Origin of the sequence: Actinomadura opuntiae, from assembly GCF_030283205.1 — a bacterium.
Classification (GTDB): Bacteria; Actinomycetota; Actinomycetes; order Streptosporangiales; family Streptosporangiaceae; genus Spirillospora.
On the sequence record NZ_JASNWF010000016.1, the window covers coordinates 23,792 to 46,622 of the forward strand.

A 22,831-nucleotide genomic window follows, 5' to 3' on the forward strand; every position below is an offset into this window, starting at 1 on the left:
GCGGGAGGGCGGGGGCGGTCGGTAGGGTGGCGGGCCATATGAGCGGCGAGACGAGCCACCAGGAGCACATCGGTCCGTACCGGCTGCTGACCCGGCTGGGCGGCGGGACCGGCGTGCACCGCGCCACCGGGCCGGACGGCCGCGACGTGGCGATCAGGCTGCTGCCGCCGGGCGCCGCGCCCGACATCGAGCGGATGCGCGCGGTGCTCAGCCCGTACGTGGTGGACGTCCTGGACGGCGAGTCCGGTGTGCGGCGGCCGTACGTGGTGTCGCGGTTCGTGCCGGGGCGTCCGTTGGCGGAGGTCGTCGCGGAGCAGGGGCCCATGTCCGGCGACGCGCTGCGGCGGATGGCGGTCGGGCTGGCGAAGGCGCTGGCCGCCGTGCACCGGGCGGGGCTCGCCCACGGGGAGCTGGGGCCCGAGACGGTGCTGGTGGTCGACGGCGCTCCCATCGTGGTGGATTTCGGCCTGTCCGCCGGGGCGCACGGGCCCGGTGACGTGCGCGCGTGGGCGGCGACGGTGACGTTCGCGGCGACCGGACGGCACGAGGTGCCCTTGGACGCGCTGCCCGCCGATCTGCGTCCGCTGGTGGCGGCGGCCGCGGACGCCGATCCGGCGGCCCGGCCCGATGCGGAGCGGTTGGCGGAGGCGGCGTCCCGGCTGGAGGTGCGTCCGGTGCGGGCCGTCCCGGCGCCCGCGCCGCCGGTGGAGGAGGAGGCCGGGCGGGCGGCGGTGCCCGCGCCGGTCCGGGAGCCGGTGGAGACGACCGCGCGGGCGGCGGACGCGCAGGACCTGGCGGTGGCGCAGGGGTGGGCGCGGCTGCTCGCGGCGATGGTGGTGGTCATCGGCGTCGGCATCGCGGTGATGATGCCGATCGTCGGGCTGCTGCTGACGCTGGTGGCGGTGACGCTGCTGCGGGCGGCCATGTCCCGCACGGTGACGGGCTGGGCCGGGGCGCTCGGCCGGACCGCCCTGACCGTTCCCTACGCGGCGGCGCTGACGGCGGCGGTGCCGCTCGCGCTTGCGGCGGCGTCGGTGATCGGCGGGGAGATCGACTCGCTGGGGGCCTGCGCGTTCGGCGCGGGGGCGGGCGCGGCGGTGCTGTGGACGGCGCCGGGCGTCAGCGCGCCGCGCCGTCAGCTGGAACGGATGTTCCTGGCGGTCGCCGGCAACCCCCGGCACATCGCGGTCGCGGGCGTGGTGCTCGGGGTCCTGGCGCTGCTCGCGGTGGTCGGGGCGATGTCGCTGAGGCCGAGCTTCGCGCCGATGTACGGGCTGCAGAGTTCTCTGGAGCGCTCGATCGACCGGCTGCAGAACGCCATGGACCGGATGTGAGTATGAACTGCGTCACGCGGCCCGCTGGACGGGATCGGACCCGTAAACCCGGCGGTCGCGTGGGTAAGGTCTCACGAACTGGGATTTGCCAGTAGGCTACCGATGAGTAACATTTGTCGTGCACGGCCGAACCGGGGACCCGGCTCCGAAGCACGTTCGGGTGTTTGGCAGGCTGTGACTGCGAAAGCGCATGTCCGCGCCGACCCGTCAGGGGCGGCGCCCCTCTGTCCGCTTACCCCAGCGGCCAACTGAGTGCAGGGAGGTCGGCCACCGGCCATGAACATCGTCGTCCTGGTGAAGCAGGTTCCCGATACGGAGAGCCCGCGCAAGCTGAAGTCCGATGACAGCACGCTCGACCGCGCTGCCGCGGACGGTGTCATCAACGAGCTCGATGAGTACGCCATCGAAGAGGCGCTGCGCATCAAGGAGGCCCAGGGCGGCGAGGTGACCGTTCTGACCATGGGCCCCGACAAGGCCACCGACTCCATCCGCAAGTCGCTGGCGATGGGCGCCGACAAGGCCGTCCACCTCGTCGACGACGCCCTCGCCGGCTCCGACGCGCTGCAGACCTCCTACGCGATCCAGCAGGCCCTCGGCCGCACCGGCTTCGACCTGGTCATCCTCGGCTCGGAGTCCACCGACGCGCGCACCGGCGTGCTCGCCGCGATGCTCGCCGAGCGGCTCGGCGTGCCGCAGGTGTCGCTGGCCAACAAGGTCGAGATCGACGGCTCGTCCATCAAGGCGCAGCGGGTCACCGACTACGGCTTCGACCGCGTCGAGGCGACCCTGCCCGCGGTGGTCTCCGTGGTCGAGAAGATCAACGAGCCGCGCTACCCCTCGTTCAAGGGGATCATGGCGGCCAAGAAGAAGCCGGTCGAGACGCTCGGCATCGCCGACGCCGGCATCGACGCCGCGCAGGTCGGCCTGGCGAACGCGGCCACCGAGGTGGTCGACTTCGCCGAGGCGCCGCCGCGCGCGCAGGGTCAGATCGTCACCGACGAGGGCGACGGCGGCGCGAAGATCGCCGAGTTCCTCGCGTCGAAGAAGTTCGTCTGACCGAGGAAGGGGATTAGAGAACAATGGCTGAGATTCTCGTCCTCGTCGACCACGTCGACGGTGAGGTCAAGAAGGTCACCCTCGAGCTGCTGACGCTGGCGAACAAGCTGGGCGAGGCCGCCGCGGTATGGGTCGGCCCCGGCGCCGACGGCGCCAAGGACAAGCTCGGCGAGTACGGCGCCGCCAAGCTCTACGTCGCCGCCGACGAGGAGCTCACCTCCTACGTCGTCGCGCCGAAGGCCGCGCTGCTGGCGCAGCTGGTCGCCGACAAGTCCCCGGCGGCGGTGCTCGTCTCCGCGACCGCCGAGGGCAAGGAGGTCGCGGGCCGCCTGGCCGTCAAGACCGGCTCCGGCGTGCTCACCGACGTGGTGGACGTCGCCGACGGCTTCGTCGCCGAGCACTCCATCTTCGGCGGCGGGATCATCTCGCACGCCAAGGTGAAGACCGGCACGCCGATCATCGCGGTGCGGCCGAACTCCGTCGCGCCCGAGGCGTCCGCGGCCACCCCGGCCGAGGAGGCGGTGCAGGTGACGCTGTCGGACACCGACAAGGGCACGAAGATCGTGGAGAAGGTCGTCCAGGAGAAGGGCGAGCGCCCGGACCTGACCGAGGCCGCGATCGTGGTCTCCGGCGGCCGCGGCGTCGGCGGCGCCGACAACTTCAAGATCATCGAGGACCTGGCCGACTCGCTCGGCGCGGCCGTCGGCGCCTCCCGCGCCGCGACCGACGCCGGCTGGTACCCGCACTCGTTCCAGGTCGGCCAGACCGGCAAGACCGTGTCGCCGCAGCTGTACGTCGCGGTCGGCATCTCCGGCGCCATCCAGCACCGGGCCGGCATGCAGACCTCGAAGACCATCGTCGCCATCAACAAGGACCCCGAGGCGCCGATCTTCGAGCTCGTCGACTACGGCATCGTGGGCGACCTGTTCCAGGTCGCGCCGCAGCTCACCGAAGAGATCAACAAGCGCAAGTGACCTCTCGCCGGACGCCCCGTCCCCGGAACGCTCCGGAGGCGGGGCGTCCGGCGTCTCACGACCGCGCGGGCGACGGGTACGGGACGGCCTTCAGCAGTTGCGGCTTGAGCATGTCCGCGACCTCCGCGTAGGGGACCGTCGTGTCCTCCTCGCCGCACGCGGAGGCGTAGCCCAGAACTGAGCCGTAGAAGGCCACGCGGAGCCCGGTCGGTGTCAGGGCCATGCTGACGTCCCCGGACTTGACGAACTTGGACGGGTTGTCGGTGCCGTGCGGCTGGATGGGGCCGGTCCCGGGGTCGACGTCGCTGTAGCAGTACGTGCCGTGCGGCAGGTGCGCCTTGATCTTCTTGTCCAGCGGTTCGAGGCCCTGCTCGGTCGGGACGCGGAACAGGTCGAGCGGCTGATAGGCCGCGCCGGTCTGCAGATCGACGGTCACGGCCTGCGAGTGGTCCCAGCCCGTTCCGCGCTCTCCCTGCAGGCTGACGGTGTACCAGACCGACAGCAACCGGTCGTTGCGCAGGAGAATCGCCGGTTTCACGACGTCGGTGTAGCCGCCCCTGCCGATGTCGGCCAGGCCCTTGCGGGTCTTGGCCCAGCGGTCCTCGAGCGGCGCCCGCAGCGCCTGGTCGATCTTCCGGACGAGCGCGGGCCGCCCGCCCGTGACCGTGACGACCTGGCCCCGCGCCTGGAAGGTCATCCCGCGGCCGAGGTCCCGCTGCGGTTCGTTCAGCGCGGCGAGCGAGGCCACGATCGGCTTCGGCTGGGGCTTGTCCTTCGCCTCGGCGACGTACACGGCCGCGCCTGCGCCCGCCGCGACCACGGCCGCGCCGCCCACGGCTGCCGCGGCCCCCTTCGCGCCGAGCGCGCCGATGACGCCCTTGCCCGCCGTGGCCGTCCCGGCGGTTCCGGCGCCGCCCGCTGCGCCGGCGCTTCCTGCCGCCCCCGCGCCTGCGCCTGCGCCGCCTGCCGCCGCGCCGGCTCCGATGCCGCTCGAGCCGAGGCCGAGCGCCGTGAGCGGGAAGAGCATCGAAAGCGCCGCTGCGGCACCGGCCAGTGTGCGGACGCCCATCGTCTCCCAGTTGGCGCCGTAGGCACCGGACGCGGCGGACTCCAGCTCGGACACGAACGCGGCGGCGCCCAGCGGCCGATCCCAGGCGCTCTTGGCCAGGCCGCGTTCCATCAGCGGCCGCAGCGGCTCGGGGACGTCCTGTACGGGGATCGGTGCGGTCAGGTGGCGGCCCATCAGCCCGGCCTGGTCTTCCGCGGTGTAGGGGCGCCTGCCGGTCACGCATTCGTAGAACACGCACGTGGCGGCGTACACGTCGGTGGCGGGGGAGGCGGGTTCGCCGCGCCACTGCTCGGGCGCCATGTAGACCGGCGTGCCCGACCGGTCCGCCTCGCCCGCCTCGGCCGCGATCCCGAAGTCGATGAGCTTGCTCAGGCCGTCGGCGCGCACGATCACGTTGGCGGGCTTGTAGTCGCGGTGGACGATGCCGAGGTCGTGCGCGGCGGCCAGGCCCAGCAGCGAGCCCTTGAGCACCGCCAGCGCGGCCTCGGGCTGCAGGGGGCCGCGTTCCGCCAGGACGGCCTTGAGCGACGCCCCGTCCACCGCCTCCATGACGATCGCGGCGCCCTCCGGCGTCTCGACCAGCCCGTACAGGCGGGCGACGAACGGATTGTGCAGCCGCCGCAGCAGGTCGGCCTCGCCGCGGAACCGCTCGCGGAACTCCGCGTCGGCGATGAGCGACCCGGCGAGGTACTTGATCGCGGCCGGTCGGCCCGTCCCGTCGTGCGCGGCCAGGACGACCCGGCCCTGCGCGCCCTCGCCGAGCACCCGCAACTCGCTGTACCCCGGCACTCGCCAGCCGCTCATGCACTGCCCCGTTCGTAGGTCCAAGGGCGTTATATACCGGACGGACCGCCGCACGTCAGGACGCCACGGCGGGAGTTATCCACAGTTGCGCGAACTGCTTTCGGAGGCTGATCCGGGCGTCGCAGACTGTGTCCATGCCACGACTGACAGCATGCATCGACCACCGTTCCGCCCGTCGATCCCGCGCTCTCGGCCGTGAGCCGAGAGCGCGGGACGGGGTGGCGTCCGTGTTGGGCGCCACCTTCCGCACGCGGCGGCGGGAGCACGTTCCGCCGCCCCCGTTCGGGCGGAGCGGTCCCGGCTCAGGCCGCGACGGGCTGGGGACGCGTGTCGTTCGGGTCGTCGCGGGACGGGCCGCCCGGCGTCTCGGCGGCGGCGACCGGCGCCTCGGGGGAGTGCGCCGAGATGTCGGACGACGTCCGGAGCGGGACGAACCGGGCACCGGCCGCGATCAGCAGCGCCAGCACGACCACCACGCCGACGCCGAGCCGCAGCGACGTCGCGTCCGACAGGAAGCCGACCACGACCGGGCCGAGCAGCAGACCGCCGTAGCCCATCGCGCCGACCTGCGCGACCGCGGCGGCCGGACGCCCCGGCGCGGCGGTGCCCGCCAGCGAGATCGTCGTCGGGACGACCGTGCAGACCACCAGCCCGGTCACGAAGAACCCGGCGATCGCGACGGGCGCGGTCGGCGCCAGCACGACGACCGTCATGCCGAGCGCGGTGCCGATCCCGGCGCCGGTCAGCAGCCGGCGCGTGCCGACCCGCATCCGGACCCGGTCGCCCACCAGCCGGCCGAACAGCATCGCCAGCTCGAACATCGGGTAGCCGAGGGCCGCCAGCGCCTGCGAGGCGTGCAGCTCGTCGTGCAGCAGCAGCCCGCTCCAGTCCGCGATCGACCCCTCGGTCATGAACGCGATGAACGCCAGCACGCCGATCAGGTAGACGGCGAGCGGCAGTCGCCGCGCCGCCCGCCCCGTCCCGGAGCCGGCGGGCAGCTCGGCGGCGGGGACGGCGCCGATGTCGATCGGGTAGGTGTCGGGCAGGTAGGTGCGGCCGAGCAGCAGGCCGAGCGGCACCGCGGCCAGCGCGGCGATCAGCACCGTGGCGGTGAACCCGAGCCCGGCCGCCGCGGTCGCGACGCCGTACAGGCCGCCGCTCATCGCGCCGACGCACCAGCCGGCGTGCATCCCGCTCATGATCGACCGGCGGTATCCCTGCTCGACCACGCTGCCCTGGGCGTTCATCGCGATGTCGGTGATCCCGAAGGTCATGCCGAACAGCGCGACGGCGCCGAGCAGCAGCCCGTAGGTGGGGGCGAGCGCCACGGCGGCGTACGACAGCGCGGTCAGCGGCAGCGCGACGCGCAGCACGTTGCGGCTGCCGGCCCGGGCCATGACCCCGCGGAGCACCTGCATGGCGACGATCGCGCCGAGACCCCAGACGAGGACGACGATGCCGATCTCGCCCTCGTTCGTCCCGAACTTTCCGGCCAGCGCCGGCATCCTGGCCACCCACACTCCGGTGAGCAGGCCCGCCAGAGCGAAGGTCAGGAACGTTCCCGAACGGGCGCGGAACAGCATGGTTCACCTCTTTCTCGGCTCGGTGGGACCCGTGCCGGACCGGCCGGGCACGGGCCCCGATGTGAAGAACAGGTCGTGCGCACGCGAGTGCGCGGTGGTTCGTCCGTGACGGAGATCCGGGCGTCGCCGAGCGCTCCAGGCCCGGGCCGGGCCCCGAGGGGTTCAGACGATGCCGGTGGCGGCGCCCGTGTCAGCGGGGCGCGGCCGCGCGTCGTCGGCGCATTCGGCGCCGCGGGACGCTTATGGCAGCAGCGCCAGCAGCCGCCGTTTCAGCGCCTCGAGCTGCTCCCCGTCGTACAGCTCGGGCGCATGGCTCACCACTTCCCACAGGCCCTCGGCCGCCAGCCGGACGACCTGCGCGGCGCCCGGGTCCGGGTCGTCGGCGGGAGCCCGGCCGTGCCAGCGCCGCATCGCCTCGTTCAGCGGCTCGGCCTGCTCCGGATCCGCCGCCGCGGCCGTGATGGCCGACCATCGTCGGTACGCGCGGGCCTCCCCGCCGAGGATCTCGAACGTGGCCTCGACGTAGGCCCGCGTATAGGACCCGGGCGTGCCGTCGTCGTGGGAGGCGATCAGGCCGTCGAACTCCTCGATGACCCGCGCCACCATCGCCTTGACGAGCGCTTCCTTGGTGGGGAAGTGGTAGAGCAGCCCGCCCTTGCTGACCCCGGCGCGGTCGGCGACCGCGGCGAGCGTCAGCGCCTGCGTGCCGTGCTCGAACAGCACGGACTCCGCGGCGTCCAGGAGGGCTTCTCGTTTCATGACCATTCCACTGTACCGGCCGGACGGTATACCCACCAAACCGCAGCTCCAGCCGCCCTATTCCCACCCCGCCCCACCCCTCACCGCCAGGCCCGCTCGAGCTCGGGGTGCCCGGCGGCGGGCACGGGTGATGGCGGCTGCGGGCGCATTGCCTGGGTGATGCGCTGGGGTGCGGCGGGGGTAGGCCGATTCGCCTGTGGCGGCGGGCGTGGGAGGCGGGCGGGGGTGGGGAACAGGGGGCGCGCGGATACTGTTGACCGCGTGGTGACCTACCTCGACCATGCGGCGACGACCCCGATGCTGCCCGAGGCGATCGAGGCGATGACCGCGGAGCTGCACGAGCTCGGCAACCCCTCGTCGCTGCACGCGGCGGGCCGGCGCGCCCGCCGGGTCGTCGAGGAGTCCCGCGAGATCATCGCCGAGGCGTTCGACGCCCGGCCGAGCGAGGTCGTGTTCACCTCCGGCGGCACCGAGGCCGACAACCTCGCGGTCAAGGGCCTCTACTGGGCGCGGCGCGCCGCCGGCCCGGCCCGCGTCCGGGTGCTCGCCGGCGCCGTCGAGCACCACGCCGTCCTCGACGCCGTGACCTGGCTCGGCGACCACGAGGGCGCCACCGTCGAATGGATCCCGGTGGACGGCCTCGGCCGCGTCCGGCCCGACGCCCTCCGCGAGGCCCTCGGCACCGGGGACGACGTGGCGCTCGTCACCGTGATGTGGGCCAACAACGAGGTCGGCACCGTCCAGCCCGTACCGGAACTGGCCGCCATCGCCCGCGAGTGCGGCGTCCCGCTGCACACCGACGCGGTGCAGGCCGCCGGCCACCTGCCCGTCCGGTTCGCGGCGAGCGGCGCACAGGCCCTCACGATCACCGGCCACAAGCTCGGCGGTCCTGTCGGCGTCGGCGCGCTCCTGCTCGCCAAGCCGAAGGAGCCGCTGTACCTCGATCCGGTGCCGTTGCTGCACGGCGGCGGCCAGGAGCGCGACGTCCGGTCCGGGACCCTCGACACCCCCGCGATCGCCGGGTTCGCCGCCGCCGTCCAGGCGTCGGTGGCCCGCCGCGACGCCGAGGCCCACCGCCTCGCCGAGCTGCGCGACCGGCTGATCGAGGCCGTCCGCGCCGCCGTGCCCGACGCGATCCTCAACGGCGACCCGGACGACCGGCTCCCCGGCAACGCCCACTTCTCCTTCCCCGGCTGCGAGGGCGACGCCCTGCTGATGCTCCTCGACGCGCGGGGCATCGCCTGCTCCACCGGGTCGGCGTGCTCGGCCGGGGTGTCCCAGCCGAGCCACGTCCTGACAGCGATGGACACCGGCCCCGAGCGCGCCCGCGGCTCGCTGCGCTTCACCCTCGGCCACACCTCCACCGAGGCCGACGTCAAGGCGCTCGCCGACGCGATCGGCCCCGTCGTCGAGCGCGCCCGCCGCGCCGGGCTGTCCTAGAGACGCCCCGCAATGGTCGGCCTCCGCGGCATGGGCCGCTCCCTCAGGGGCACCCTGGTTTGGCCATTCCTTGAGCGGGGACAGGCCAGCCGGTTAAGGAAGGCGACGATGGCAGCGAGGGACGCGGCGCGCGACATCGGGCGGCGCGCGGCCGGACATCCCTGGTTCCGCCACCTCTCCCGCGCCGGGCTGGGTGCGCGCGGCTTGCTCTACCTGCTGATCGGCTGGCTGGCATTGCTGATCGCACTGGGGCACGGCAAGGAGGAGGCCGACCGGAAGGGCGCGCTGCGGACCGTCGCGGCCACCCCGGGCGGGTGGATCGTTCTCCTCCTGCTCGCAGTGGGTTTCGCCGGGCTGGCCCTGTGGCAGTTCGCCGAGGCCCTGTACGGTCGGCCCCTGCCGAAGGGGAGGCGCAAACGGATGCGTTTCCCCGCCCTGTTCCGCGCGCTCACCTACGTCGCGGGATGCGTGGGGACGATCGCTTTCCTGTTCGGGCAGAGCGGCGCCTCCAGCGACCAGCAGTCCAGGGCCCTGTCCGCGCGCGCGATGGCCGAGCCCGGAGGACGGTGGGTGGTCCTCGCCGCCGGTGTCGGCTTCCTCGTCTGGGGCGGTATCACGCTCGTCAACGCGGCCCGGCGCGCTTTCCGGGACGAGCTGAAGACCGGCGAGATGGGGACGGCGGTGCACTGGATCGTCCAGCCGCTCGGCGTGATCGGCAATATCGCGCGCGGACTGATCGGCGGGGCCGTCGGCGCCTTCCTGGTCTATGCGGCGATCTCCTTCGCGCCGGATCGGGCGGAGGGTCTGGACGGCGTGCTGCGCGAGTTCGCCGCGACCCCGGTCGGCGGTTGGGGGCTGGTGGCGATCGCCGCGGGGCTGGTGACCTTCGGGCTCTACTCCTTCTGCGAGATCCGGTGGCGCAAGATCAAGGACGTCGAGCCGCTCGAGGGTCGCGACGGCGGCGCTTGAGCTGCGCTTTGCCGGAGTTTGACCCGTTCGCTGTGGGGCACAGCTCTGCCGTCCACGACGAGAAGGGGCGGCAATGACCTCCAATGTGGCCGAGGGCGGTGTGCGCCGCGCGGGGCGCCGGGCGGCGGGAAACTCGGCCTTCCACATGTTGTGCCGGTCCGGCCTGGCGGCCCGGGGCGTGCTGTACCTGCTGATCGGCTGGCTGGCCGTGCAGATCGGGATCGGCGAAGGCGGCCAGGAGGCCGACAAGAAGGGCGCGCTCCAGACCGTCGCGGAGAAGCCCGGCGGCACGGTGATGCTGTGGGTCCTGGCCGCTGGCTTCGCCGGGCTGGCCCTCTGGCGCTTCTCGGAGGCGGCCTTCGGGCAGCCCGTCGCCGACGGCCGCAAGGCCCGCAAGCGACTCGCGTCGTTCGGCCGCGGCGTGTTCTACACCGGCGGTTTCATCACCATGCTGAACTTCGTGCTGGGCCAGGGCGGCAGTTCCAGCAACGAGCAGTCGAAGACCTACACGGCGCGGGCGATGGAGCATCCCGGCGGGCGCTGGCTCATCCTGGCGATCGGCCTCGGCTTCGTGGCCTGGGGGATCGGCAACGTCGTCGGCGCCGTCCGGCGCAAGTTCCTCGAACGGCTGAACACCGGCCAGATGGGGCGGCGCACCCGCAGCGTCGTCCAGACGCTCGGGGTCGTCGGACGCGCCGCCCGCGGCATCGTCTTCGGCGGCGTCGGGGTCTTCCTCGTGTACGCGGCCGTCACCTTCGACGCCGACAAGGCCAAGGGACTGGACGGCACGCTGCGCGAGTTCGCCGGGACCCCGGCCGGGCCGTGGCTGCTGGTCGTCGTCGCAATCGGGCTGCTGGTCTTCGGCGCCTACTCCTTCTGCGAGGCGCGCTGGCGGAAGGTGGAGGCCGTCCGGGGCGGCTCGCGCGGCCGGACGGGCCGCGGCGGCATGCGGCGGCTGCTGCCCCAGGGCCGGTAGCCCTCAGGGCCGCCTCAGGGCCGGTGCCTCGGCCGGTGCCTCGGAGCTGGTAGGTCTGCCTCAGGGCTGGTAGGGGGCGAGGGCCTTCCAGCCCGGGTCGGCGGTGGAGGCGACCTTGGCCTTGCCCTCGCTCCAGCCCGCGGCGAGCTGGTCGAGCTCGGCGATCACCCCGGAGTCGGGGTCGGCGTACAGGTGGAACACCCGCAGGCCGTCGCCGGTCTCGCGGACCGCGAGGACCGCGCGGTCGCCGAGCTTGGTGAGCTTTCTCTCGAACGCGCGCAGCGCCCCCGCCGAGGGCTCGACCGGGAGCCGGTCGGGGTTGGAGTTGGCGTACGGCACGGTGATCGCCACGTGCAGGTCGCAGAGCGGGTAGTCCTGCCGGTGCAGCGGGAACCGGGCGCCCAGCCGGGCGGGGTGGCCGCGGGGCGTGCGGCCCTCGCCGGTCAGCCAGGCGGGCTCGCCGAACGGCTCGGCGACCTGCTCGACGACGGCGGACAGCATCGAGGGCGGCAGCGAGTCGATCGGCGTCTCGGTCGCGATCGTGACGTCGCCGATCCAGCGGGCGACGTCGTCCTCGCCGAGGGCCCAGTCCAGCACGTGCAGCGCCACCGCGACCTGCTGCTCCTCCGACACGAACAGGAAGTCGGGGTGGTAGGCGGTGATGTGCACCCGGGCACGGTCGGTGTCGGCGCGCATGCCGAGCCGGACGTACTCCAGGTCGAACTCGTGGTCGCCGAGCACGAGGTCCTGCGAGAGCATCTCCAGGTCGGCCTGGCGGGCGGGGTGGAACTTCCAGCCGCCGGCCGCGGCGCCGGACGGCGCGGCCCGGAACCAGCGCTCGGCCAGCCCGCGCAGCTCGGGGTCGCCGGCGCCGGTGACCGTCAGCGACGGCGTCCCGTCGGCGCCGCCGATCTCCCATTGCAGGTCCGCGTGGATCTTGTGGACGCGCCGGGACAGCTCCTCGATCGCGTCCGCCGACAGCCCCTCGCCGGGCACCGGCCCGCCGGACTCCTCCGGCTCGGCCCCGGAGGCGGCCAGCGACGCCTCGATCGTCGGGCGCGCCTGCGCCCACCATTCCCAGAACTCGCTGATCGCGGGCGGTGTCGCGGCGGAGGTCTCGCGAGGGCGGCGGAAGATTCCCATAACCCGCCTCATCGTACGCGGAATTGACAACGGCCGACCCTGCGACGGCGCGTACGCTCGGAGGCACTATGACTTTGCGCGTACTCGCCGCCATGTCGGGCGGCGTCGACTCCGCGGTGGCCGCGGCCCGCGCCGCCGAGGCGGGGCACGACGTCACCGGCGTCCACATGGCCCTGTCCAGCAACCCCCAGTCGTACCGGACCGGCGCGCGCGGCTGCTGCACCCTGGAGGACTCCCGGGACGCGCGCCGCGCCGCCGACGTGATCGGCATCCCGTTCTACGTGTGGGACCTCGCCGAGCGCTTCCACCGGGACGTGGTGGAGGACTTCGTCAGCGAGTACGCGGCGGGCCGCACCCCGAACCCGTGCCTGCGCTGCAACGAGAAGATCAAGTTCGCGGCGCTGCTGGACCGGGCGATGGCGCTCGGCTTCGACGCGGTCTGCACCGGGCACTACGCGCGGCTGGACGGCGGCGTCCTGCGGCGCGGCGTCGACGAGGGCAAGGACCAGTCGTACGTGCTGGCGGTCTGCACGCCCGAGCAGCTCGCGCACGCGATGTTCCCGCTCGGCGACACCACCAAGGCCGACATCCGGCGCGAGGCGGAGCGGCGCGGCCTCCAGGTCGCGGACAAGCCCGACAGCCACGACATCTGCTTCATCGCGGACGGCGACACCCGCGGGTTCCTCGCCGAGCGGCTCGGCTCGGCGCCGGGCCCGATCGTCGACGCCGACGGGACGCGCGTCGGCGAGCACGACGGCGCGTACGCGTACACGATCGGGCAGCGCAAGGGCCTGCGGCTCGGCGTCCCCGCGCCGGACGGCAAGCCCCGCTACGTCCTGGACATCTCGCCGGTCACCAACACCGTCACCGTGGGCCCGCGCGAGGCGCTGGACGTCCACGAGATCGTCGGCGAGCGCCCGGTGTGGCTGGGCGAGGCGCCGGACGGGCCGTTCGCCTGCCACGTCCAGCTCCGCGCGCACGGCGAGGTGTACGCCTGCACCGCCGAGCCGGACGGCGACGCGCTGCGCATCCGCCTCGCCACCCCCGCACGCGGTGTCGCGGCCGGCCAGGCCGCCGTCCTGTACGAGGGAGACCGCGTCCTCGCGTCCGCCACGATCGCCGAGACCGCCCGCGTCCCCGCCTGACCCGCCCTGACCTGTGTTGGCGCGGGCCATGCCATGAGCGCGCGTTCATTTGCGGCGAGTCGTCGTCATCCCGCCCGCCATAACGACGACTCGCCGCAAGTCGACGTCCTGCGGTGGGGTTAGGGTCGTCGGTGATCTGCGCTTGGAGGGTGCTGTGGAATTCGGTGTGTCGACGTTCGTGACGGACGACGGGATCGGGCCGGCCGCGTTGGGGCGCGGGCTGGAGGAGCGCGGGTTCGGGTCGCTGTTCGTGGCCGAGCACACGCACATCCCGGTCAAGCGGGAGTCGCCGTGGCCGGGCGGGGACGAGCTGCCCCGGCACTACTACCGGACGCTCGACCCGTTCGTGACGCTGACCGCCGCAGCGACGGCGACCGAGCGGCTGCGGGTGGGCACCGGCATCGCGCTGATCGTCCAGCGCGACCCGATCGTGCTGGCCAACGAGGTCGCCTCGCTCGACCTGGTCTCCGGCGGACGGGCCGTGCTGGGCGTCGGCGCGGGATGGAACCGGGAGGAGATGCGCAATCACGGCACCGAGCCGAAGACCCGGATGCGGCTGCTGCGCGAGCGGGTGCTGGCGGTGAAGGAGCTGTGGACCAAGGAGCAGGCCGAGTTCCACGGGGAGTTCGTCGACTTCGACCCGGTGTTCTCCTACCCGAAGCCGGTGCAGGACCCGCATCCGCCGGTGCTGGTCGGCGGGTCGGGGCCGACGACGTTCGACCGGGTGGTCGAGTTCGGGGACGGCTGGATGCCGATCTTCGGGCGGGGCACCGACGCGCTGGCGGCGCAGATCGCCGAGCTGCGGGAGCGGGCCGGGCGCCGCGTCCCGGTGACGCTGTTCGCCGTCCCGCCCAAGCCCGAGGTGATCGAGAAGCTGGAGGGCGCCGGCGTCGACGAGATCCTGTTCAACCTGCCGACCGAGCCGGAGGACGGGACGCTGCGGCGCCTCGACCGGCTGGCGGAGCTCCTCTGAGTCCGGGGAGCGCCGCCGCCGGGATTCGGGCGGTCGTTTCGTCGGTAGGGTTCCGTCCGTGACGAGCGAGCATCCGTGGCAGGCGGGGACGGCGACCGGGATCGGGTCGTATCCGGGGGACGACCCGGAGGAGGCGCTGCGGGTCGTGCTGGGCGAGCTGCCCGAACTGCCGCATCTGCCGGAGCTGCCCGCGCGCGGGCCCGGCGCCGACCTGACCGGGCGGACGGCCGGGCTGCTGGTGGACCTGCCGGTGCGGGTGGAGCCGTCCGGCTGGCGGTTCTCCGACCGGCCGGGCCGCGACACGCTGCGCTCCCACGACCATCTCACGCGGGACCTCGACGTCCTGGAGGAGGTCGCGGGCGGGCACGACGGACCGTTCAAGATCCAGGTGTGCGGGCCGTGGACGCTGGCGGCGACGATCGAGCTGCGGCACGGCGACCGCGCGCTGAAGGACCCGGGCGCCGTCCGCGACCTGGTCGCGTCGCTGGCCGAGGGGGTCGCCGCGCACGTCGCGGACGTCCGGCGGCGGCTGCCGGCGGCGGAGATCGTCCTGCAGCTCGACGAGCCGGGCCTGCCCGCCGCGCTCGCCGGGACCGTCCCGACGGCCAGCGGGTTCTCGCGGCTGCGGGCCGTCGAGGCGCCGGTCGCCGAGGACGCGCTGCGACAGGTGATCGAGGCCGCGGACGCGTTTCCGGTGGTGCACTGCTGCGCCCGGAACGTCCCGTACGGTCTGCTCCGCGCGGCGGGCGCCAAGGCGATCTCGGTCGACCTGAGCCTCGTCCCGAGGCGCGACGACGACGCAGTAGGGGAGACGATCGACGCGGGTGTCGGGCTCTTCCTGGGCGCGGTGCCCGGAACGGACGCCGCGCTGCCGTCCCTCCAGGCGACCGCGGCACCGGTCAAGGAGCTGTGGCGCCGGTTCGGGTTCCCGCCCGCGCGCCTGGCGGAGCAGGTCGTGATCACCCCGGCGTGCGGGATGGCGGGCGCGTCGCCGCGCTACGTCCGCGACGCCCTGAAACGCTGCCGCGACACGGCGAGAATGCTGTACGAAGCCGCCGACTGACGTCCGCAACGGAGCGCCAGCGGAGTGGAGGACGGCAGTCGGCCGCTTTGCCGGGGGGTGTGGGGGGTCGTTCCCCCACAAGGTGACCGACTGACGTCCGCAACGGAGCGCCAGCGGAGTGGAGGACGGCAGTCGGCCGCTTTTGCCGGGGGGTGTGGGGGGTCGTCCCCCCGCAAGGTGACCGACTGACGTCCGTAACGGAGCGCCGGCGGAGTGGAGGACGGCAGTCGGCCTCTTTGCCTGCGGGCGGCGGAGTGGCTGGTGGGCGGGCGTGCCGGGCGTCGGATTGTCGGTGGCAGCGGCGAGAATAGGCGCATGACCACCAGCGAGGGCGTTCCGACGGAGGCCGCTCAGCGGCACCTGGAGCTGAGCGAGCAGATCGACGAGGCCAACTACCGCTACTACGTGCTCGACCAGCCGACGGTCACCGACGCCGAGTACGACGGGATGATGCGCGAGCTCCAAGCGCTGGAGGCCGAGCATCCGGAGCTGGTCACGCCGAACTCGCCGACGCAGCGGGTGGGCGCGCCGATCACGACCGACTTCGCGACCGTCGAGCATCTGGAGCGGATGCAGAGCCTCGACAACGCGATGAGCGCCGACGAGCTGCTGGCATGGGACGAGCGGGTGGTCCGGGAGGTCGGCGAGGTCGCCGGCTACCTGTGCGAGCTGAAGATCGACGGGCTGGCCATCGCGGTGACCTACGAGAAGGGGCGCCTGGTGCGCGGGGTGACCCGCGGCGACGGCCGTACCGGCGAGGACGTCACCAACAACGTCCGCACCATCGACGCGCTGCCCGACCGGCTGGCCGGCGAGGGCTGGCCCGACCTGCTGGAGGTGCGCGGCGAGGTCTTCCTGCCCGTCGAGGGGTTCGAGCAGGTCAACACGGCCCAGGTGGAGGCCGGCAAGGACCCGTTCGCCAACCCGCGCAACGCGGCGGCGGGGTCGCTGCGGCAGAAGGACCCGCGCGTCACGGCGCACCGCCCGCTGAGCATGCTCGTCCACGGGTTCGGCGCGTGGGAGGGCGGCAAGCGGCCGGAGAGCCAGTCCGGGGCGTACGAAACGATGCGCGGGTGGGGGCTGCCGGTCAGCGACCGCTACAAGGTCGTCGACGGGCTGGACGCCGTCCGCGAGTACATCGACTTCTACGGCGAGAACCGGCACGACCCGGCGTACGAGATCGACGGCGTGGTGGTGAAGGTCGACCAGTTCTCGCTGCAGCGACGGCTCGGGTCGACGAGCCGCGCGCCGCGCTGGGCGATCGCGTGGAAGTACCCACCGGAGGAGGTCAACACCAAGCTCCTCGACATCAAGGTCGGCGTCGGCCGGACCGGGCGCGTCACGCCGTACGGCGTGATGGAGCCGATCAAGGTCGCCGGGTCGACGGTGGAGCGGGCGACCCTGCACAACGCGGGCGAGGTGAAGCGCAAGGGCGTGCTGATCGGCGACACGGTCGTGCTGCGCAAGGCCGGCGACGTGATCCCGGAGATCGTCGCGCCGGTGACCGCGCTGCGCGACGGCTCGGAGCGCGAGTTCGAGATGCCGACGCGCTGCCCCGAGTGCGGGACGGAGTTGGCGTACGAGAAGGAGGGCGACGCCGACATCCGCTGCCCGAACGCGCAGTACTGCCCGGGCCAGCTGCGGGAACGGGTGTTCTTCGTGGCCAGCCGCAACGCCCTCGACATCGAGGCGCTCGGCTACGTGGCGGCGACGGCGCTGACGCAGCCGCTGGAGCCGAGCGACCCGCCGGTGAGGAACGAGGGCGATCTGTTCCACCTGACGGTCGAGCAGCTGCTGCCGATCCGGAGCCATGTCCTCGACCAGCGGACCGGGACGACCAAGACCGATCCGAAGACCGGCGAGCCCAAGGTCGTGTCGTTCTTCGCCAACAAGGAGGGCGAGCCGAAGAAGACGGTCGAGATCCTCTTCCAGGAGCTGGAGAAGGCCAAGCGGCAGCCGTTGTGGCGGGTGCTGGTGGCGCTGTCGATCCGGCACGTCGGACCGTCCGCCGCGCGCGACCTCGCCCGCGAGATGCGGTCGATGGACGCGATCGCGAACGCGACGGAGGAGGAGCTGGCGGCGGTCGACGGCGTGGGCCCGACGATCGCCGCGTCGATCAAGCGGTGGTTCGAGGTCGACTGGCACCGCGAGATCGTGGAGAAGTGGCGGGCCGCGGGCGTGCGGATGGAGGACGAGGGCGCGGCGGGCCCGCGCCCGCTGGAGGGCGTCACCGTGGTGATCACCGGGTCGCTGGAGGGATTCAGCCGGGACTCGGCGACGGAGGCGGTGCAGCGGCTCGGCGGGAAGGTGTCGGGGTCGGTGTCGAAGAAAACGGGCTTCGTGGTGGTGGGCGACAGCCCGGGGTCGAAGTACGACAAAGCCGTCAAACTCGGCGTACCGGTCCTGGCGGAGGAGGGCTTCCGGGTGCTCCTGGCCGACGGGCCAGATGCGGCCAAAAATGTAACTTTGCGCGCGGACGGATGACCGGGCGTGGTTAAGCGCCCCCTCACCAGTGTCGCGTTACTCAGGGGTACACTTCAGCTACCGTCGGGTGAGGGGCCGGTATGGAAAGGGCATAACGGAACGTACGCAACCGGTTTCGCGAAGTTGAGCAAAGGCCGTACTCTCCCTGACATCACGACCCACCTGAATCTCCGGACGCACCACCCGGGAGGAGTCCCCCGAGGTCCGGCACGTCCGGTGCCGGGGGACGGCCCCCCGAACCCCCCGAGGATGTGATGAAGGACCCGAACAACACGCGGAACACGGCCCCGCGCCGCGGCTCCCCGTTGTGGATCTACTTCGTCGTCGTCATCCTGCTCGGCGTCACCGCGTGCGCCGTCGCGTTCGCCGGGCTCAGCGGCGCCGACCTGGACGCGCTCGCCGGCAATCCGGTGTTCTGGATCCTCGGCTGCTTCATCGTCTTCGGCGAGCTGCGCCCCATCATCACGCCCGGCTCCACCGAGAACAACGGCGCGACCACCTCCACCACGTTCGCCTTCGCCGCGCTGCTGTACGCCGGGCTCCCCGTCGCCGCCGCGCTCCAGGCGATCGCCGTGGTCACCTGCGGGGTGTTCCGCGGCCGCACCCCGCACCGCATCGCCTTCAACGCCGCCCAGTACACCCTCAGCCTCGGCGCCGCGCAGCTCGTCCTCGCCCTCTTCGGCGACCTCGCCACCCCGTCCGGCACCTGGGTGCCCGACGGCTCCGACCTGCCCGCCATCGCGCTCGCCGGCGCCGTCTACTTCGTCTGCAACGACACCCTCGTCGGCTCGGCCGTCGCGCTGCACGAGCGGGTCTCCCTGGTCAAGGCGCTGCGCTGGGACCTCGCCTACCAGGTGCTGGTGCACCTGGCGCTGCTCGGGCTCGCCCCGATGATGGTCATCGCGATGGACCGCTCCGCGCTGTTCGTCCCGCTGATCCTGCTGCCGTTCATCGCCGTCTACCTGAACGCCTCCGTCGCCGTCCGGCGCGAGCACCAGGCCCTGCACGACGGCCTGACCGGCCTTCCCAACCGCAAGCTGCTGATCGTCCGGACCGAGGAAGCGCTCGCTGAGGCGCGCGGCGCGGAGAAGCGCAGCGCGGCCCTGCGGCGCGGCGCGGCCTCGATCAAACCGCCGCGGCGCCGCGCCGCGGTGGAGGAGCGCGATCAGCGCGCCGGGCTGTTCCTGCTCGACCTCGACCGGTTCAAGGAGGTCAACGACACCCTCGGGCACCCGACCGGCGACCGCCTGCTGCAGCTGGTCGCGCACCGGCTCACCCACAGCGTCCGCCCCGGCGACCTGGTCGCCCGGCTCGGCGGCGACGAGTTCGCGGTGCTGCTGCCGTCCGTGCGCGACGAGGCCGCCGCCCGCGAGGTCGCCGCCCGGCTGCGCGCCGCGCTCGGCGAGCCCGTCCGCCTCGACGGCATGTCGTTCGACCTGGAGGCCAGCGTCGGGATCGCGCTGTTCCCCGACCACGCCCCCGACTTCGAGCTGCTCCTGCAGCGCGCCGACGTGGCGATGTACAACGCCAAGGAGGGCCGCACCGGCGTCGAGGTCTACTCGCCCGCCAACGACCGCAACTCACCGGAGCGGCTCACCATGCTCGGCGACCTGCGCCGCGCCATCGACCGCTCCGAGCTGGAGCTGTTCTACCAGCCGAAGGTCTCGCTGCGGGACGGCCAGCTCGTCGGCATGGAGGCGCTGCTGCGCTGGCGCCACCCCGACAAGGGCCTCCTCGAACCCGAGGCGTTCCTGTCGATCGCCGAGCAGACCTACCTGATGCGCTCGATCACCCATCACGTCGTCGAGGCCGCCCTCGCCCAGACCGCCGCCTGGTGGCGCGAGGACCTCGCCGTCCAGGTCGCGGTGAACGCCTCCGGACGCGACCTGCTCGACACCGGCCTCACCGAGACCATCGAGGAGGGACTGCTCGCGCGCGGGCTGCCCGCCGCCGCGCTCCAGCTCGAGATCACCGAGCGGATCCTGATGAGCGAGCCGGCCTACGCCTCCGACACCGTCGCCAAGCTCGCCGAACTCGGCATCCCGCTCAGCCTGGACGACTTCGGCACCGGCTACTCCTCGCTCGTCCGGCTCAAGCGGCTCCCGGTCGAGGAGATCAAGATCGACTCCTCGTTCGTGGGGCGGCTCACCGACTCCACCGACGACGCGGTGATCGTCCGCTCGATCGTCGACCTCGTCCGCACCCTCGGCCTGCGCTCGGTCGCCGAGGGCGTCGAGAACCCGCAGACCGCCCGCATGCTCCGCGAGATGGGCTGCGACGCCGCCCAGGGCTGGCACTTCGGCCGCCCCATGGACGCCGACACCGCCACCGACTGGCTCCGCCGCCACGTCCAACGAGCCCCCGAACCGGCGGCGTAGTTCATTGCAGTGCCCTAGGCGTCAGGCGCTGGAGCGCCTTCCTTCGGCGGGCACTGCGTGCGATCGCTGCATCGCTCCGACTCGGCCCTGGGGGCCTCGCTGCGCGATCGGATTCTCGCAAGCTCGAATCCGGCTTCGCTCGCGATCGCGACGGTCGAGGCGGTCGCGTGGCCGGGCCGGTGGCTGAGCCATGCGCGGGGATGCCTTCCGCGCCGGGGAAACCGCGTGGGCTTCCGCGTCGGTGTTCGGACGCAATCAGATCAGTAGCGGCGGCGGGGCTCGTAGGGGTCGTCGTCGTAGTAGTGCTCTTCGCGGATCGCCGCGGGCGGGCGGCGCGCGACGGTACGGCGCGCGGAGACGATCCGGACGATGCCGACCACCAGCCCGATCAGGCCGCCGACCATCAAGATGACGCCGACCAGCCGGATGTCGATGCCGCTGAACTGGTAGTTGACCGCGTATGCCAGGATCGCGCCGATGATGATCAGGGCGATGCTGCCGCCGATGGTCACGGCGGACTCCTCTCGTCGTCCCGGGGGTGGACGACAACAGCCTTCCCCGCATGCGGATCTGAAACGGCGCGCCGCCCGAGCGGGCGGGGGCGGGTGCTCTTCCCCGGCCACGTGCGGGCCTGAACCGTCGCGATCGCGAGCGAAGCCGAGTTCGAGCTTGCGAGAACTCGATCGCGCAGCGAGGCCCCCAGGGCCGAGTCGGAGCGATGCAGCGATCGCACGCAGCGCCCGTTGAAGGGAGGGCGCCCAGCGCCCGACCGCCGAGGGCGGTGCAATGAGCTCGGCGCGGGGGGAAACCGTTCGGGTGGTGGGGGCGCGGCCAATAGGATGGCGGGTAACCCATTCTCACCGCAGGAACGGTTTCTCATCATGTCCGCCATCACCCGTGACGAGGTCTCGCACCTCGCCCGGCTGTCCCGGCTGGCGCTCGGCGACGATGAGCTCGACCATCTCGCCGCCCAGCTCGACCAGATCATTTCCGCGGTCGCGCGGGTGCAGGAGGTCGCCGCGGAGGACATCCCGCCCACCTCGCACGCGCTGCCGCTGACCAACGTCTACCGGCCGGACGAGGTGCGGCCGTGCCTCGCGCCGGAGCAGGCGCTCGCCTGCGCCCCGGCCAGCGAGCAGCAGCGCTTCCGCGTACCGCGGATCCTGGACGAGGAGGCGTGATGGGCGAGCTGTTCCGCAGGAAGGCCGCGGAGCTCGGGGAGCTGCTGGCGGCCGGGGAGGTGTCCGCGGTCGAGGTCGCGCAGGCGCACCTGGACCGGATCGCCGCCGTCGACGGGCAGGTGAACGCGTTCCTGCACGTGGACGCGGAGACGACGCTTGCGCAGGCGCGGAAGGTGGACGAGCGCCGCGCGGCGGGGGAGGAGCTCGGCCCGCTGGCCGGCGTCCCCATCGCGCACAAGGACGTGTTCACCACCACGGACATGCCGACCACGGCCGGATCGAAGATCCTCGAGGGCTGGCGGCCGCCGTACGACGCGACGGTGACCAAGCGGCTGCGCGAGGCCGGCCTGGTGATCCTCGGCAAGACGAACATGGACGAGTTCGCGATGGGCTCGTCCACGGAGAACAGCGCGTTCGGGACCACGCACAACCCGTGGGACCTGACGCGCATCCCGGGCGGGTCGTCCGGCGGGTCGTCGGCGGCGGTCGCCGCGTACGAGGCGCCGCTGTCCACCGGCACCGACACCGGCGGCTCGATCCGGCAGCCCGCGGCGGTCACCGGCATCGTCGGCACCAAGCCGACCTACGGCGGTTCGTCCCGGTACGGGATCATCGCGTTCGCGTCGTCGCTGGACACGCCGGGCCCGTTCGCCCGCAACGTGCTGGACGCGGCGCTGCTGCACGAGGCGTTCAGCGGCCATGACCCGATGGACTCGACGTCGATCGACCGTCCCGTCCCGTCCGTCGTCGAGGCCGCGCGCAGCGGTGACGTGGACGGCCTGCGGGTCGGCGTCGTCAAGGAGTTCGCCGGCGACGGGTACGAGTCCGGCGTGTCGGCCCGCTTCACCGAGGCAGTCGAGCTGCTGGAGTCGCTGGGCGCGAAGGTCGTCGAGGTTTCGTGCCCGCACTTCGCCTACGCGCTGCCCGCCTACTACCTGATCGCGCCGTCGGAGGCGTCGTCGAACCTGGCCCGGTTCGACGCGATGCGGTACGGGCTGCGCGTCGGCGACGACGGCTCCCGCAGCGCCGAGGAGGTCATGGCGCTGACGCGCGCGGAGGGCTTCGGCCCCGAGGTCAAGCGCCGCATCATGCTCGGCACCTACGCGCTGTCGTCGGGCTACTACGACGCCTACTACGGCAAGGCGCAGCAGGTCCGCACTCTGGTCAAGCGCGACTTCGACACCGCGTTCGAGCAGGTGGACGTGCTGGTGTCGCCGACCACGCCGACCACCGCGTTCCCGATCGGGGAGCGCGCCGACGACCCGATGGCGATGTACCTGGCCGACCTGTGCACGATCCCGGCGAACCTCACCGGCAACGCCGCGATCTCGGTGCCGTGCGGCCTCGCCGACGGCCTGCCGGTGGGCCTGCAGGTCATGGCGCCCGTCCTCGGCGACGACCGCGTCTACCGGGTGGGCGCCGCCGTGGAGCGGGCCCTGGAAGAGCGCTGGGGCGGCCCGCTGCTGGCCAAGGCCCCCGAACTGGCGGAGGCGAAGTGAG

At 73.0% G+C, this 22,831-nt stretch carries 18 protein-coding genes; 13 read left to right on the top strand and 5 right to left on the bottom strand.

Going from position 1 to position 22,831, the window contains the following annotated elements:
* Positions 1-38: 38 nt before the first annotated feature.
* The 3 genes from QP089_RS31120 to QP089_RS31130 all read left to right on the top strand — a co-directional run bounded on the left by QP089_RS31120 (position 39) and on the right by QP089_RS31130 (position 3,364).
* Entirely contained in the window at positions 39-1,334 is a 1,296-nt protein-coding gene (locus tag QP089_RS31120) for a protein kinase domain-containing protein (RefSeq protein WP_285916352.1), read from the top strand.
* A gap of 276 nt (positions 1,335-1,610) precedes the next feature.
* Positions 1,611-2,390, top strand: coding sequence for an electron transfer flavoprotein subunit beta/FixA family protein (locus tag QP089_RS31125; protein ID WP_285916353.1), 780 nt, complete (start codon positions 1,611-1,613; stop codon positions 2,388-2,390).
* A 23-nt stretch (positions 2,391-2,413) separates the two neighbouring features.
* On the top strand, positions 2,414-3,364 hold the full coding sequence (locus tag QP089_RS31130; RefSeq protein WP_285916354.1) for an electron transfer flavoprotein subunit alpha/FixB family protein: 951 nt from the start codon (positions 2,414-2,416) through the stop codon (positions 3,362-3,364).
* Between the two features lie 55 nt (positions 3,365-3,419).
* Here QP089_RS31130 and QP089_RS31135 read toward each other — a convergent pair whose 3' ends face one another.
* The 3 genes from QP089_RS31135 to QP089_RS31145 all read right to left on the bottom strand — a co-directional run bounded on the left by QP089_RS31135 (position 3,420) and on the right by QP089_RS31145 (position 7,579).
* Positions 3,420-5,237, bottom strand: coding sequence for a serine/threonine-protein kinase (locus QP089_RS31135; protein ID WP_285916355.1), 1,818 nt, complete (start codon positions 5,235-5,237; stop codon positions 3,420-3,422).
* Positions 5,238-5,539: 302 nt separating this feature from the next.
* On the bottom strand, positions 5,540-6,820 hold the full coding sequence (locus QP089_RS31140) for an MFS transporter (protein ID WP_285916358.1): 1,281 nt from the start codon (positions 6,818-6,820) through the stop codon (positions 5,540-5,542).
* A 240-nt stretch (positions 6,821-7,060) separates the two neighbouring features.
* Positions 7,061-7,579: a TetR/AcrR family transcriptional regulator gene (locus tag QP089_RS31145; RefSeq protein ID WP_285916360.1), complete on the bottom strand. Its 519-nt coding sequence runs from the start codon at positions 7,577-7,579 to the stop codon at positions 7,061-7,063.
* 264 nt (positions 7,580-7,843) lie between these two features.
* On the opposite strand from QP089_RS31145, the gene QP089_RS31150 reads away from it, so the two are divergent.
* The 3 genes from QP089_RS31150 (at position 7,844) to QP089_RS31160 (ending at position 10,964) form a co-directional block, all read left to right on the top strand.
* Positions 7,844-9,019 carry a cysteine desulfurase family protein gene (locus QP089_RS31150; protein WP_285916747.1) on the top strand — a complete coding sequence of 392 codons (1,176 nt, stop codon included), beginning with the start codon at positions 7,844-7,846 and terminating at the stop codon, positions 9,017-9,019.
* A 108-nt stretch (positions 9,020-9,127) separates the two neighbouring features.
* The gene (locus QP089_RS31155) at positions 9,128-9,988 is read left to right on the top strand and encodes a DUF1206 domain-containing protein (RefSeq protein WP_285916362.1); all 861 of its coding nucleotides are present in this window, start codon (positions 9,128-9,130) and stop codon (positions 9,986-9,988) included.
* Positions 9,989-10,061: 73 nt separating this feature from the next.
* The gene (locus QP089_RS31160; RefSeq protein ID WP_285916364.1) at positions 10,062-10,964 is read left to right on the top strand and encodes a DUF1206 domain-containing protein; all 903 of its coding nucleotides are present in this window, start codon (positions 10,062-10,064) and stop codon (positions 10,962-10,964) included.
* 60 nt (positions 10,965-11,024) lie between these two features.
* On the opposite strand, the gene QP089_RS31165 is transcribed toward QP089_RS31160, so the two are convergent.
* Entirely contained in the window at positions 11,025-12,107 is a 1,083-nt protein-coding gene (locus QP089_RS31165; RefSeq protein ID WP_285916366.1) for a DUF695 domain-containing protein, read from the bottom strand.
* 68 nt (positions 12,108-12,175) lie between these two features.
* Here QP089_RS31165 and mnmA point away from each other — a divergent pair, with 68 nt between their 5' ends.
* The 5 genes from mnmA (at position 12,176) to QP089_RS31190 (ending at position 20,150) form a co-directional block, all read left to right on the top strand.
* Positions 12,176-13,252, top strand: a complete 1,077-nt coding sequence (gene mnmA / locus QP089_RS31170) for a tRNA 2-thiouridine(34) synthase MnmA (protein ID WP_285916368.1) — start codon at positions 12,176-12,178, stop codon at positions 13,250-13,252.
* 154 nt (positions 13,253-13,406) lie between these two features.
* Positions 13,407-14,225: an LLM class F420-dependent oxidoreductase gene (locus QP089_RS31175; RefSeq protein WP_285916370.1), complete on the top strand. Its 819-nt coding sequence runs from the start codon at positions 13,407-13,409 to the stop codon at positions 14,223-14,225.
* A gap of 58 nt (positions 14,226-14,283) precedes the next feature.
* Positions 14,284-15,288, top strand: coding sequence for a methionine synthase (locus QP089_RS31180; RefSeq protein WP_285916371.1), 1,005 nt, complete (start codon positions 14,284-14,286; stop codon positions 15,286-15,288).
* Between the two features lie 315 nt (positions 15,289-15,603).
* On the top strand, positions 15,604-17,772 hold the full coding sequence (ligA, locus tag QP089_RS31185) for an NAD-dependent DNA ligase LigA (protein ID WP_285916374.1): 2,169 nt from the start codon (positions 15,604-15,606) through the stop codon (positions 17,770-17,772).
* A 254-nt stretch (positions 17,773-18,026) separates the two neighbouring features.
* Positions 18,027-20,150 carry a putative bifunctional diguanylate cyclase/phosphodiesterase gene (locus tag QP089_RS31190; RefSeq protein ID WP_285916376.1) on the top strand — a complete coding sequence of 708 codons (2,124 nt, stop codon included), beginning with the start codon at positions 18,027-18,029 and terminating at the stop codon, positions 20,148-20,150.
* Between the two features lie 260 nt (positions 20,151-20,410).
* Here the strand turns inward: QP089_RS31190 and QP089_RS31195 are convergent, their stop codons facing one another.
* Entirely contained in the window at positions 20,411-20,662 is a 252-nt protein-coding gene (locus QP089_RS31195; RefSeq protein WP_285916378.1) for a DUF6458 family protein, read from the bottom strand.
* A gap of 369 nt (positions 20,663-21,031) precedes the next feature.
* Here QP089_RS31195 and gatC point away from each other — a divergent pair, with 369 nt between their 5' ends.
* The gene (gene gatC / locus QP089_RS31200; protein WP_285916380.1) at positions 21,032-21,331 is read left to right on the top strand and encodes an Asp-tRNA(Asn)/Glu-tRNA(Gln) amidotransferase subunit GatC; all 300 of its coding nucleotides are present in this window, start codon (positions 21,032-21,034) and stop codon (positions 21,329-21,331) included.
* Complete coding sequence (gene gatA, locus QP089_RS31205) at positions 21,331-22,830, top strand: Asp-tRNA(Asn)/Glu-tRNA(Gln) amidotransferase subunit GatA (protein WP_285916381.1); 1,500 nt, start codon at positions 21,331-21,333, stop codon at positions 22,828-22,830. Before gatC ends, gatA begins: the two co-directional genes overlap by 1 nt.
* The last annotated feature ends 1 nt before the right edge of the window (position 22,831 follow it).

Bases quoted from the DNA above. Each gene is read 5' to 3' on its own strand.
- QP089_RS31145 (WP_285916360.1), bottom strand. From the start codon at position 7,579: ATGAAACGAGAAGCCCTCCTGGACGCCGCGGAGTCCGTGCTGTTCGAG.
- QP089_RS31140 (WP_285916358.1), bottom strand. From the start codon at position 6,820: ATGCTGTTCCGCGCCCGTTCGGGAACGTTCCTGACCTTCGCTCTGGCG.
- ligA (WP_285916374.1), top strand. From the start codon at position 15,604: ATGACCACCAGCGAGGGCGTTCCGACGGAGGCCGCTCAGCGGCACCTG.
- QP089_RS31130 (WP_285916354.1), top strand. From the start codon at position 2,414: ATGGCTGAGATTCTCGTCCTCGTCGACCACGTCGACGGTGAGGTCAAG.
- QP089_RS31155 (WP_285916362.1), top strand. From the start codon at position 9,128: ATGGCAGCGAGGGACGCGGCGCGCGACATCGGGCGGCGCGCGGCCGGA.
- QP089_RS31190 (WP_285916376.1), top strand. From the start codon at position 18,027: ATGAAGGACCCGAACAACACGCGGAACACGGCCCCGCGCCGCGGCTCC.
- QP089_RS31160 (WP_285916364.1), top strand. From the start codon at position 10,062: ATGACCTCCAATGTGGCCGAGGGCGGTGTGCGCCGCGCGGGGCGCCGG.
- QP089_RS31135 (WP_285916355.1), bottom strand. From the start codon at position 5,237: ATGAGCGGCTGGCGAGTGCCGGGGTACAGCGAGTTGCGGGTGCTCGGC.
- QP089_RS31165 (WP_285916366.1), bottom strand. From the start codon at position 12,107: ATGGGAATCTTCCGCCGCCCTCGCGAGACCTCCGCCGCGACACCGCCC.
- gatC (WP_285916380.1), top strand. From the start codon at position 21,032: ATGTCCGCCATCACCCGTGACGAGGTCTCGCACCTCGCCCGGCTGTCC.
- mnmA (WP_285916368.1), top strand. From the start codon at position 12,176: ATGACTTTGCGCGTACTCGCCGCCATGTCGGGCGGCGTCGACTCCGCG.
- QP089_RS31120 (WP_285916352.1), top strand. From the start codon at position 39: ATGAGCGGCGAGACGAGCCACCAGGAGCACATCGGTCCGTACCGGCTG.
- QP089_RS31125 (WP_285916353.1), top strand. From the start codon at position 1,611: ATGAACATCGTCGTCCTGGTGAAGCAGGTTCCCGATACGGAGAGCCCG.
- gatA (WP_285916381.1), top strand. From the start codon at position 21,331: ATGGGCGAGCTGTTCCGCAGGAAGGCCGCGGAGCTCGGGGAGCTGCTG.